The following is an 11,460-nucleotide window of genomic DNA, read 5'->3' as shown; positions in this document are numbered from 1 at the left end:
GGTGGCGCAGCAGCGCGACGGCCGCGCGCTGCCGCTCGACATCGGCCTGCGCGAGCGGCAGCGGCTCGCCGGCACGCGCGACCGCGACCGGCATGTCGAGTCCCGCCGCTTCACGCTGGCGGGTGAGGCGCAGCAGGTAATCGTGCTGACGCAGCGTATCGTTCGCGATGTCGAGCAGTTGCAGCTCGAGCGCGAGCTGCAGGTACGTTTCGACGAGCGCGGCCTGCAACGACACGGTTGCCGCGCGCTCGAGCGACTGCTGCTCGCCGGCGCGCAGGGTCGCGGCGCGGGTCAGTGCGCGCAGGCGCCCGGCAACGTCGAGATCGAACGACGCATTCAGCAGCGCCTGCGCGTTGACTTGCCAGTGGCCTGCGGCGGGGGGCGGGGTGGTGTAGCTGCGCGGCAGCCGCGTCGGCGTCGCGCTGACCGCTGCGCCGAGCAGCGGCAGGGAATCCGCCGCGCTGACGTCGGCTTGCGCGAGCGCCTCGTCGACCCGGGCGCGCTGGGCCTTCAGCGACGGCGCGCCCGCGAGCGCGTCGGCCAGCACGCGGTCGAGCTGCGGATCGCCGAAGGTGCGCCACCATTGCGCGTCCACGTCGGCCTGACCCTTGGCCGCGTGAAGGGCGAGGCCCGGGTCGAGCTGTTCGACCGGGGTGATCTTCTGTTGGTCCGGCTGCTGGCCGAACGGGGCACAACCGGCCATGACGGCCGCCGTCACGGCTGCCGTAGCGATCGGACCCCATCTTCGAGTCGAGACAAGAAACTTGGACATGATCGGTTTCCACGAGTCCGGTTGACGAATTCAGACTATCTAAAAATATATCTTTAGATATTCTCAAACAAGGAGCAACTGTCAGAAATGGCAGTGGGGAGCGCCCGTGACGGGGCGGGAAGGGAACCGGGAGCGGGGAAGCCGCGCGCATGGGCGCGACCGTCAGGCGGACGCGGATTCGGCGAGGGCCGCCGCGACGATTTCGTCGATCGACGCGCCGCGCGTGTCGAGCAGGCGATGCGCGCAGGCCCGGTACAGCGGATCGCGCGTCCGCTGCAACTCGGCCAGCACGGCGCGCGGATCGGGCACGTCAAGGAGCGGGCGCGCGGGATCGCGCCCGGTGCGCCGGTACAGCGCGTCGATGTCGCTGACCAGGTAGATCACGTGGCAGCGCGCCTTGAGGCGCGCGCGGGTGTCGTCGCGCAGCACCGCGCCGCCGCCGGTGGCGAGGATCAGCGTGTCGCGTTGCGACAGCGCATCGATGACGCCGGCTTCGCGGGCGCGGAACGTCGGCAGCGGAAACAGCATGGCAAGCGGGGCGCCGAAGCGCTGCTCCATCTCCCGGTCGGAATCCGCGAACGGGCGGTCGAGTGCCGCCGCAAGCGCCGCGCCGATCGTCGTCTTGCCCGCACCGGGCATGCCGATCAACGCGATGCGCGGATGGTGCGCTGCCGTCACAGCCGGCTCCGCAGCGAATGCGTCCGGCGCGTCGCCGCCGTGATACGGCGCAGGCGCACCGTATTGGCGAGGCGGTCCAGGACGCCGGTCATTCTTGCGGGCGATACGGGCGCGGCGCCGGGTTGCGCGAGCAGATCGCCCAGCGCGATGCCCCCGACCTGCACGTCGTTCGCAAGCAGCGCGTCGGTCAGCATGGCGACGCTCGTATCGATGCCGGCCCACGCATGGCCGAAATCGGCGAGCACGCGGCGCGAGGCCGCGGGTGCCGCGAGGCAGTCGCGCCAGGGCACGAGTACGCCGCCGACGGGCGCCGCGCCACGCGCGGTTTCCAGCAGCCGCCAGCCGTGCGCGGTGGCGCCGTTCTGCGTGCACCAGCGGCCATAGGCCGTCGCGGACGTATCGACGACCAACGCCGTCGGCAGCCGCAGTCTGCCGAGCCGGCGAAGCAGCGCGGCCCGCGCGTCGTCGTCGACGTCCGGCGTGGCCACGCGCTGCACATGCGTCAGCAATTCCAGTTCGTCCTCGTAGTCCGCGCGCAATGCACGCAACCAAGCGCCGGTGTCGCGACGCAGCGACGGCGGCACGACCCCGAGCAGGACCAGCAGGCGATCGTCGTGGCCGTCGCAGATGGCCCGCACCCGGCGCGCGACGGCGGTATCGGCGGACGCGGCACTCATGTCGCGCTCGGCTCGGCAACGGCGCCGGCATCGACGATCGGCGCGCGCGGGTAGGAACCGAGGATTCGCAGGTCGGCGGCGATCGTCCTGATGTCGCCGAGGGCGGCACGGACATGCGCGTCGTCCTGGTGGCCGTCGATGTCGACGAAGAAGCGGTACGCCCATCCGGCGGCGCGGCCGGGACGCGCGTCGAGCCACAGCACCGAGATCCGGTGGCGCGCCAATGCATCGAACACGCCTGCGAGCGCGCCGATCGTATCGTCGAGCTGCAGCAGAAGACTGGTGCGGTCGTGGCCTGTCGGCTCTGCCGGCGGCCCGCCGAGGACGAGAAAGCGCGTGCGATTGCCGGGCTCGTCCTGGATCGCGTTCGCCACGATACGCAGTCCGTACTGGTCGGCCGCCCGTTCGCCGGCGATCGCCGCGCAATCCGTCATGCTCGCTGCTTCGCGGGCGGCCGCGGCGTTGCTCGCGACAGGCACGCGGCGCAATTGCGGCGCATGCGCATCGAGCCATGCACGGCACTGTGCCAGCGCCTGCTGATGGCCGAGCACGCAGTCGACGCCTTCGAGCGTGCCGGATGCGCTCAGCAGGCAGTGCGCGACCGGCAGCACGATCTCGCCGACCACCGGGGCGGTCGCGTCGGCCAGCAGGTCGATCGCGCGCGTGACGGTGCCTTCGGTCGAATTCTCGATCGGCACCACCGCATGGTCGACGTTCGCGGCCGCCAGTGCGGCGAATGTCGCTTCGAGCGTGTCGCACGCATGTGGACGGATCGGGGCGCCGAAGTAGCGTTGCATCGCGGTCTCGGTAAAGGTGCCGGGCGGGCCGAGGAACGCGACCGACGGCACCCGCTGCAACTCGCGGCTGACGCGGAACAGCGTGTGCCAGATCGCTGCGACGTGGCGCGCCTGCAGCAGCCCGTGCGGCCGGGCGCACAGCCCCGCGACGATTTCCGTTTCCCGGGCCGGCTGGCGGATCGTCCGGCCGTCGAGCGCCTTGAACTGGCCGATCGCGGCGGCGTGCTGCATCCTGCGCGCGATCAGCGCGAGCAGTTCCTGGTCGATGGCATCGATCTGCGCGCGTTGCAGCGCGACCGGATCGAGAGCGGGCAAGTCGGTGGCGGTGAGGGTCATGACGGTACCGTGGAGGTAGCGAAAGAAAGCGGGTGCCCGGTCAGTGCGCGGGGGCGTGCCGGCCGATGCGGGCGGACTCGTGACGCACGCGTTCGAGTGCGACGCCGTACTCGATCTCGAGCTGCGCGACGATCTGCTCGACGCTCAGCACCGTGTCCATCGAACCCACGCCCTGGCCGGCGCCCCAGATGTCGCGCCACTGCCGCGCGCCGGATTCGGGCGAGAAATCGAGGTGTGCGTGCTCGCTGCGGGGCAGGTTGCGGACGTCCATGCCCGCGGCCTCGATGCTCTGGCGCAGATAGTTGCCGTGCACGCCGCTGAACGCGTCGGTATAGACGATGTCGGCGGCCGTGGCCTCGACGATCGTGTCCTTGTAGCGCTGCGCCACGTTGGCTTCGTGAGACGCGAGGAAGCGGGTGCCCATGTACGCGCAGTCGGCACCCAGTGCAAGCGCCGCCGCGATGGCCGCGCCGGTGGCGATCGCGCCGGACAACGCGATGAAGCCGTCATGAATGCGGCGCACCTCCGACACCAGCGCGAACGGGGACAGCGTGCCGGCATGGCCGCCCGCTCCGGCCGCGACCAGGATCAGGCCGTCGACACCGGCCTCGAGCGCTTTTTCCGCGTGTCGCACGGTCGTGACGTCGTGCAGCACGACACCGCCGTAGGCATGCACGGCTTCGACGATCTCGCGCGGCGGCGCGCGCAGGCTCGTGATCAGGATCGGCGTGCGCCGGTCGATGCAGATCCGCAAGTCCGCTTCGAGCCGCGTGTTGGTCTGATGGCAGATGTGATTGACCGCGTACGGCCCCACGCACGCATCCGGACGGGCGGTACGGTACGCGGCCAGTTCCTCGTCGATGCGATCGATCCAGTCGCCGAGCTGCGCGCTCGGTCGCGCATTGAGCGCGGGAAAGGCGCCGACGATCCCGCTCTTGCACTGCGCCAGCACCATCTCGGGGTAGCTGGCGATCAGCATCGGCGATGCGATCAGCGGCAGGCGCAAATCGTGCAGCGGCGTCGAGCGCATCGGGGTGTCTCCTCCAGTAGTGCTCATTGCGCGACCGGTGCGCGGTCGCGGCGCTCGGCAAGCCGCTCGTGAAAACTGTCGCGACCGACCGCGCAGCGGGTATGGATGCCTTCGCCGACGACGCCGGCCGCATCGCGAACCGACACCTTGTAGGTCATCATCCGGCCTTCCACGGAGATCAGCTCGGCGTCGACCGTGACTTCCCAGTCGGGCGGCGTCGGAGCGAGATGCTTGATCTCGAAGTTGTAGCCGACCGTCATCAGGTCGGCGCCGAGCAGGTGATCGGTTGCCTGCATGCAGGTCTGCTCGATGAAGATGATCATGATCGGGCTGGCAAGGGCGTGCGCTTCACCGCCCCATTGATCTGCAAGCGAAATCGTATCGACACGGTGCGTGGCACGGGCACGGAGGCCGGGCTGGATGGTCAAGGCAGACTCCTTCGGGATGAGAAACGAAAAATGAGCACTCAGGCCGCGTGCATATGCGAGGCGGTCGCGCGTCGCTGCATCTGGCTGAAGATGTTGCGCGCGTGCATCTCTTCGGTGCCGCCCGCGGTTCCCATGGCGAGTGCGTCGGCAACGAAGGTCGCGAGCGGGCCGCGGCGATAGCCGTCGCTGCCGTAGATCGCGAGCAGGTGCAGCGCGGCCAGGGTCAGGTCGCGGGCGCCGCCCAGTTTCGCAATCGAGCAACTGGCGAGCGCGGACGGGTCGCCCGCCCTCAACTGGTCGAGTGCGGCGAGTGCCATCCAGCGCGAGCGCTCCGCACCGACATGAATGTCGACGAGCCGCCGCTGGACATGCTGATGCTTGTCGAGCGTCACGCCGAGCGCGCCGCGTTCGCCGACGTACGCGAGTGCGTCGTCGAGGAACGGCCCGACCACGTCCGCGCACAGCAGGCCGAACAACGCGCGGTTCATCGACGCGATGTCCATCAGCACGCGCAATCCGTCCTTGGGAGTGCAAAGCAAATCGTCCGTGCCGACGGGAACACCGACGAACGTCATGTCGCCGATCGGCAGATCGGTGACGCCCAGGGTTTCCTGGGGCGCGGTGCGCGTCACGCCGGCGCGTTGCGGATCGAGAAGAACCAGCGCCGTACCGGGGCGACCGTCGTGCGTGGCGCTCGCGGCGACGAGGATCAGTGCCGCGTCCGGGGCGTGGCTGATGTTGTACTTGTGACCGTCGAGGCGGCAATCCTGGCCGTCCAGCGTGACGCGGCTCTGCAGTGCACGGATTTCGGTGCCGGTGCCTCTTTCGGAAATGGCGGTCGCGGCCACCGCGCCGGACGTCAGGGCCGGCAGGAGGCGGTCGCGCTGCGCCGGTGTGCCGTGGAGCAGCAGCGCGCGTATCACGGTCGCCTGATTCGCCAGCGCCATCGCGAAGCCGACGGATCTCGTCGCGGTCACGATCGCCTCGAACGCGGCGATGAACACGTTAAACGACGCGTCCGCGCCTGCATCGCGGCCGGCGACGAGCGTGCGCCACAGACCTGCTTCGGACAGCGCGCGCCAGGTTGCCCAGTCGAAACCGCGGCGCGGCGCCGGCGCGAAGTGACGCAGCGCGACGGCGCGATAGGTGGCGGCGGCAGCGCGTTGATCGGGGGTGGCTTCGAAGTTCATGGTGTCCCTGAGGCGATGCGGATGCGGTACGGCCAATCTATCCAAAACCCCGGGACGGAGAAACTGTCATTTTTCGCAATCGCTCATCGGCGATGACGGTGCGTTTCCCAAATTTATGAAGGAAGCAAGGCGAACTATCGGTTTCGATGTAAGGCCGGTCACGAATGGGAAATGTTAGGTGCGCGGATCTTTCGTGGAGCATGGTGCACGGAGTGCCAGCATGAGGCGAAGCGATTTGGTATCGACCTGATGCGTACGATCGCGGCCGAGCGCGGAGGAATGTGTGTCTCCACAAGCTACGTGAATAGTGCGACAAAGCTGGAGTGGGAGTGCGCAAGGGGCCATCGTGGGCTAGCTACGCCCAATTCCATCCGGCGTGGCCACTGGTGCGCTCGCTGCTATTTCATCAGCATCACGACTACAGACAAGACGCGTCGAAAGCGGCGTCATGAGGTTGACTAAACCGCCGGCGCCGATTTGATAGCCGGCGATGGGCTAAAATCCAGCGCAGACAGGCTGCGGTCAAACTCCGCGTGTCGAATGAAAGAAATCGAGAGGGCTCATGGTCAAGGCTATCCTAGGCATTGTGATGGGGATCGGTTTTCTCATAATCGCGGCCTTCGTCGCGTGGTCGACTCATGAATTTCTCCAGACGGCGATTGCCGTACCCGGAGAAGTTGTCAGCCTGAATGCAGGCGGGAGCCATCCCCAGGTCGAATTTGTCACCAAAGCAGGCCAGCGTGTCTCCTATCCGCAGGGAGGGATGATCTACGGCATGAAAGTCGGCGATAAGGTGACCGTGCTGTATCAGGAGGACGCGCCTCTGCGATCCGCCACGATCGATCGATTCGGCGCAGTTTGGAATTGGACGTTGATGGCGCTGATCTTCGGCGTCGGCTTCATTGTCTTCTCGCTGATGAACCTGCCATCCAGAAAATAAACGACTTGAGAGGGCCACGTGTCAATTTTCAGACATAGCGACTGGACTTACAAAACCGGCGCAACAGGTGGGGTCAGTCTCGAACTAGCCGTTGCTTCGGGTGGCACAATCGTCTTGGCGGATCCTGGCGGCCAACTGTTCGATTTCTACTACGGCGGCATCGGGATCGGGTATGGCGTTGGGCTTCGAATCCCGAAGATCAAGTTGCCACGATTCTCAATCCCCGAGATCAAGATCCCAAAGATTGCTGGACATGAGGTCGGAGGAGCCGGTTCTCTCAAGTCCTTTGACAGCGCCGGCTTGATATATATGGCGCCAGCGTTTGACGGCAAGGAACTCTCCAAGTCCGATTTTCAGGGGGCCACGGTCTATCTCGACGGAGGCGTCGGCGTCGGATACGGCAAAGCAGGCACGGCCATGCTTCTCGGCATCAATCCCGCACAGCTTGCGCTCGGGCTATCAAGCCCCGCAATGGTGTGGTTAGCAGAGAACGCAATTGCTCATGCGCGGGCCATCTTGGTGATGGGCGGGACAACCGTCGGCGTGATAGCCGGCGGGGGCGCAGGCATTTTGGTCGGTTATCTGCATTAACTAGATCAGCGGCCGTGTTCCGATTCGCGCCGGACAGCGTTGAAGTTCGCGCCCCGTCTGCGAGGAGCAAATAACCAGTTCGACGTAGCTGTTCATCGCAGCATACGGGGCAAACAACCTGTCCAACATTCGCGCGAACAAGTGCAACGTAACGTCGCGCAACGCTGTTTCATCGAGAGAGACGACAATCTCGACCCCGCGGACGAACGACGGGAACGCGCCATCGGGCGACATCCATCTGATCGCGGGGCGATGGTCCAGGTCGGCGATCGCATCGATGCTCCGTTGCGCGATGATGCTCGCGCGCGGCGCGTGCAGTCTTAGAAAGTCTTTAAACGCCTTCAGCCCCGTTCGCGTCAGATCGAACGGGTGCAACGACATGCCCGCAAGGATCCGCCACAATGCGTCGTGGCCGCGCGGCAGAGTGCTCGGCAAGGTCGGGCGCGTAAGCAATCTAATGGGGCATGCTAACGCCGCGCCCTCGTGCAGCAGGTCGCTGTCGCGTGCACCGATCGGCAACCGGGCGGGCAAATCTCCATTGGTAGCCGTGACGTCGACGTCGACTTGCGGATGTTTCAGTTGAGCAGAATGGCCCTCCAGTCCGACGAGTGATAGCAGCAGTGGCGCGCGCGCTGTTCCAGTTGCTGCGTACGGATCGCGAAACGCAGCCCAGTATGCAATCGCGGGATCTGGGGAGCGAGCATGGCTGAACGCCCGGTAAGGCAATACTTCCGTTCGTACGTGGCTACTGGTCGACGGCGAGTTCCTCTCTTGTTCAGCCTGCAAGCGATCGCCTAAATGAACGGCATCGATCGAGTACACGTCGAGCGGGGAGCCGGTTTCCAGCGGCTCCGGTGTGACGGGGTATGCCCTATCAGAGCTTGTCAACTGGATCGGAATCGCGTCTCGCTTGAACAGATTGACCACCGGTGTGCAGTACAACCGAAAGGATGAGGCCTCGAGTTCGGTCAGTGCCTGTGCTGCGGCGGATTCGGCTGGTGTGTCGAGGATTGCGAGATGCAACGTCAGCCGCTTTGCCGCTGGCGTGCGTGCGGCCCGCCGCATTCGTCCTAGATCGATGTCAACAAAGTCGAATTTTTCGGGGAACGCGAAGGACTCGATGAGCGTTTGGTACGCATCCGATGTAGTGGTCGATTCTTTCGGCAATAGGCATTCATTCTCGCCAAAACCTACCGATTCGATCGGTATCCTAGATAATTCCGCCCACCGGCCGCTCTGATCGACCTCAACAAATGCGGCGCCAGCACGTAGCAGCATAGCATCGGTGAGTGCAGCAACGCGCGGTCGATCACCGGACAGGTGAACACGAACTGTACCGAACGGAATTGCCTCATCGAAGATCTCCATCGCTGTCGCGCTGGCGAGCGCGATCGAAAGTATGCCAGTGACCTTGGGTGGGAGTCGGACAGCCGCAGGGACAAGCGTAGCCGGGGCATAGCGTACCGAGTGAACTCGTAACGGGGATAACGTGACGTCATAGATAGTTTGAAACCGGTACGGCGCCGCGTTGGCATCAAGCAGCGTGCCACGTGGCATCGTGAACGGCGTTGTCAACTGACCGAAGAGATCTGTAGGATCAAACTGCGCGATCGCGCACGAAGGCACGGTGCGCAGATACTGCGGGTACAGCACCTCCAGCAGCGATTCGGTGAATTCCGGATAGGCGTCCTCGAGCTTTGCATCGACACGCGCGGCCAGCAATGCAAACGTCTGGATCATCCGGTCGACATGCAGATCGCCGTGCCCGTTTGCAATCCCGAGTCGGGCGCCGATCTTCGGATAGCGTCGCGCAAATTCCGAAGCGCCACGGAGCAGTAAACCGACCTCGTATTCGTAGTGGGGCAACAGGTTATCCATTCACCTTCCCTACAAATCCGTCCCCATATATGAGGTGCAAGAAACGCAAAACTTGATCTTTTCGGCGTCTGGCAGTTTAAAATCCACCGACGAATAATATCCTGCCACTCCGATGCAGGGTTCTGAGGGCGCCATGCAACTGTCAGATATTCCAAGTTTTTTTGGGCTACAGAGCAATCGGCTGTTCACCATCCAGACGCCTATGAAGGGCCGATCTGACTTGGTGCTTGTCGATTTTCACGGTACCGAAGGCTTATCTCAGAACTTTGAGTTCCACGTTCGGCTCGCCTCTCAAGACTCGAACATTGAACTGAAGAAGTTGATCGGTCAGCCGGTGACGATTACGTTACAGCTTACCGATGCGCTGGCGAGCTCGGAAGAACGGTATTTCCACGGCTACATAGCCAACTTCACCCACCTCGATCACGACGGTAGCTTCACCATCTACAGCGCGACACTCGTGCCATGGCTTTGGATGCTCTCGCGCAGTCGCGACATCCGGATTTTTCAGGAAGAGAATACCGAAGCAATTCTTTCAAAAGTCTTTCGGGACTACGGAAAGATTGCGTCGTTCGAGTTCCGGTTGTCTAAGGCGACGAAGAATCGCAGCTACTGCACGCAGTACCGTGAAACCGACTTGGAATTTGTCGAGCGCCTCATGCAAGAAGATGGCCTGTTCTTCTTCTTCGAGCACGCGAAAGACGGTCACAAGCTAGTCATCTCGGACAACTCGATTAGCGCGAAGCCGATTAGCGGCCGCAGTCCGCAGCTGCAATACACAAAAGGCGAGGCGCTCGACAATCTGGCGGTCGTTACGTCGTTCCAGGCGAGCCGGCAACTGGAATCCAACAGTGTCGGGCTGAAGACGTTTGATTACAAAGCACCGCACGCCCGCCGGTTTGTCTCGGGCGGAACCGAAGTCAATCAAGGTGAAGTGCCGTCGTACGAAGTCTACGACTACCTGGGCGAACATGGGTTTGCGGACAGCGATCGCGGAGAAGCGTTGACGCGCTTCAGAACGCAGGCGCTTGCGGCACACAGCAAAGTCTTCATCGGAACGAGCACGAGCCGGCGGCTGACACCATGCCAATACTTCGAACTCGACGATCACTATGACCACAGCAATGCCAAACAGGAGGATCGACAGTTTCTGCTGACGACGATCACCCACAGCGGAACGAACAACTATCAGGCCGGAGAAGGCGCAGCGAACTACCAGTGCAGTTTCACCTGCATCCGCAAGAAGATTCCGTATCGGCCGGCGTTCACGATCGAGCGCCCATCGATCATCGGTCCGCAAACGGCCGTCGTCGTCGGTCCCGAAGGGGAAGAAATTTACACGGACAACCTGGGCCGCGTGAAGGTGCAATTCCATTGGGATCGGCTGGGCAAGCGCGATCAAGGCAGTTCATGCTGGGTACGTGTCGGGCAACCGTGGGCCGGTCGCGGATTTGGGATGATCCAGATCCCGCGGATAGGTGACGAGGTGGTCGTAATTTTCCTCGACGGTAATCCGGATAGACCCCTGATCATCTCGAGCGTCTATAACTCCGCCAACCTGCCTCCATGGGGATTGCCTGCGAATGCTACACAGAGCGGGATTCTCACGCGCTCGACCAAAACAGGCACCGTCAACACGGCCAACGCCATCCGCTTCGAGGACAAGAAGGGTTCGGAGGAAGTCTGGTTGCACGCTGAGAAAGATCAGCGCCTCGAGGTCGAGCACGACGAGTCGCATTGGGTAGGAAACGATCGAAAGAAGAACATCGATCACGATGAGACGGTGCACGTCGGCCATGACCGAACCGAGACGGTCGACAACAATGAGACCATCACGATCGGCGTGGATCGTACCGAACGCGTTGGCAGCAACGAGACACTGACGGTTGGCGGCAACCGTAACGAAACGATCGAGGGTTGGCAAAATCTCCTGATCGCACTTGCTTCGGCCGAGACGATCGGAATGGCCAAGGCGCTGACAATCGGCGCCGGTTATACCGTTGACCTGAGACGTTTCTTGTAGCCATCTGGCAAGTGAGTTCTCTTTTATCCTAGAGGCAAGGAGAACTCGATGAAGAAGCGATTTACCGACGAGCAGATCATCCGGATCTTGCGCGAGGTCGAGAGCCGGGACGAGCCGGTG

11 protein-coding genes are annotated in these 11,460 nt (G+C 63.7%); 3 read left to right on the top strand and 8 right to left on the bottom strand.

Annotated features, from left to right (window positions below; genetic code table 11):
- The 7 genes from DPV74_RS33540 to DPV74_RS33510 all read right to left on the bottom strand — a co-directional run.
- Nucleotides 1-772 (bottom strand): TolC family protein (locus DPV74_RS33540; RefSeq protein WP_162923206.1); only part of this gene is annotated, 772 nt, incomplete at its 3' end.
- Nucleotides 773-934: 162 nt separating this feature from the next.
- Nucleotides 935-1,450 (bottom strand): shikimate kinase, encoded by a 516-nt coding sequence (locus DPV74_RS33535; RefSeq protein WP_374709007.1) that lies wholly within the window; start codon nucleotides 1,448-1,450, stop codon nucleotides 935-937.
- On the bottom strand, nucleotides 1,447-2,127 hold the full coding sequence (locus DPV74_RS33530; RefSeq protein ID WP_119338745.1) for a hypothetical protein: 681 nt from the start codon (nucleotides 2,125-2,127) through the stop codon (nucleotides 1,447-1,449). The genes DPV74_RS33535 and DPV74_RS33530 overlap by 4 nt, the downstream gene beginning before the upstream one ends.
- Nucleotides 2,124-3,260: a prephenate dehydratase gene (pheA, locus tag DPV74_RS33525; RefSeq protein ID WP_119338744.1), complete on the bottom strand. Its 1,137-nt coding sequence runs from the start codon at nucleotides 3,258-3,260 to the stop codon at nucleotides 2,124-2,126. Before pheA ends, DPV74_RS33530 begins: the two co-directional genes overlap by 4 nt.
- A gap of 40 nt (nucleotides 3,261-3,300) precedes the next feature.
- Nucleotides 3,301-4,290: a nitronate monooxygenase family protein gene (locus DPV74_RS33520; protein ID WP_119338743.1), complete on the bottom strand. Its 990-nt coding sequence runs from the start codon at nucleotides 4,288-4,290 to the stop codon at nucleotides 3,301-3,303.
- Nucleotides 4,291-4,313: 23 nt separating this feature from the next.
- Complete coding sequence (locus DPV74_RS33515) at nucleotides 4,314-4,718, bottom strand: thioesterase family protein (RefSeq protein ID WP_042974961.1); 405 nt, start codon at nucleotides 4,716-4,718, stop codon at nucleotides 4,314-4,316.
- A 38-nt stretch (nucleotides 4,719-4,756) separates the two neighbouring features.
- Entirely contained in the window at nucleotides 4,757-5,908 is a 1,152-nt protein-coding gene (locus DPV74_RS33510; protein ID WP_119338742.1) for an acyl-CoA dehydrogenase family protein, read from the bottom strand.
- A gap of 562 nt (nucleotides 5,909-6,470) precedes the next feature.
- On the opposite strand from DPV74_RS33510, the gene DPV74_RS33505 reads away from it, so the two are divergent.
- The gene (locus tag DPV74_RS33505; RefSeq protein WP_059696859.1) at nucleotides 6,471-6,848 is read left to right on the top strand and encodes a DUF3592 domain-containing protein; all 378 of its coding nucleotides are present in this window, start codon (nucleotides 6,471-6,473) and stop codon (nucleotides 6,846-6,848) included.
- 18 nt (nucleotides 6,849-6,866) lie between these two features.
- Nucleotides 6,867-7,439, top strand: coding sequence for a hypothetical protein (locus DPV74_RS33500; RefSeq protein ID WP_059696857.1), 573 nt, complete (start codon nucleotides 6,867-6,869; stop codon nucleotides 7,437-7,439).
- On the opposite strand, the gene tssF is transcribed toward DPV74_RS33500, so the two are convergent.
- Nucleotides 7,440-9,317 carry a type VI secretion system baseplate subunit TssF gene (gene tssF / locus DPV74_RS33495; RefSeq protein WP_119338741.1) on the bottom strand — a complete coding sequence of 626 codons (1,878 nt, stop codon included), beginning with the start codon at nucleotides 9,315-9,317 and terminating at the stop codon, nucleotides 7,440-7,442.
- Nucleotides 9,318-9,450: 133 nt separating this feature from the next.
- Here tssF and DPV74_RS33490 point away from each other — a divergent pair, with 133 nt between their 5' ends.
- The gene (locus DPV74_RS33490) at nucleotides 9,451-11,340 is read left to right on the top strand and encodes a type VI secretion system Vgr family protein (protein WP_240440060.1); all 1,890 of its coding nucleotides are present in this window, start codon (nucleotides 9,451-9,453) and stop codon (nucleotides 11,338-11,340) included.
- Nucleotides 11,341-11,460 lie beyond the last annotated feature (120 nt).

The sequence above is a fragment of the Burkholderia sp. HAN2018 genome (assembly GCF_024704855.1).
Taxonomy (GTDB): Bacteria; Pseudomonadota; Gammaproteobacteria; order Burkholderiales; family Burkholderiaceae; genus Burkholderia; species Burkholderia cepacia.
This window is presented reverse-complemented; position numbering and strand designations above follow the sequence as displayed.

Excerpts from the sequence above, each read along its gene's own strand:
- DPV74_RS33530 (WP_119338745.1), bottom strand. The coding sequence starts at position 2,127 with ATGAGTGCCGCGTCCGCCGATACCGCCGTCGCGCGCCGGGTGCGGGCC.
- pheA (WP_119338744.1), bottom strand. The coding sequence starts at position 3,260 with ATGACCCTCACCGCCACCGACTTGCCCGCTCTCGATCCGGTCGCGCTG.
- DPV74_RS33520 (WP_119338743.1), bottom strand. The coding sequence starts at position 4,290 with ATGCGCTCGACGCCGCTGCACGATTTGCGCCTGCCGCTGATCGCATCG.
- DPV74_RS33510 (WP_119338742.1), bottom strand. The coding sequence starts at position 5,908 with ATGAACTTCGAAGCCACCCCCGATCAACGCGCTGCCGCCGCCACCTAT.
- DPV74_RS33505 (WP_059696859.1), top strand. The coding sequence starts at position 6,471 with ATGGTCAAGGCTATCCTAGGCATTGTGATGGGGATCGGTTTTCTCATA.
- tssF (WP_119338741.1), bottom strand. The coding sequence starts at position 9,317 with ATGGATAACCTGTTGCCCCACTACGAATACGAGGTCGGTTTACTGCTC.
- DPV74_RS33490 (WP_240440060.1), top strand. The coding sequence starts at position 9,451 with ATGCAACTGTCAGATATTCCAAGTTTTTTTGGGCTACAGAGCAATCGG.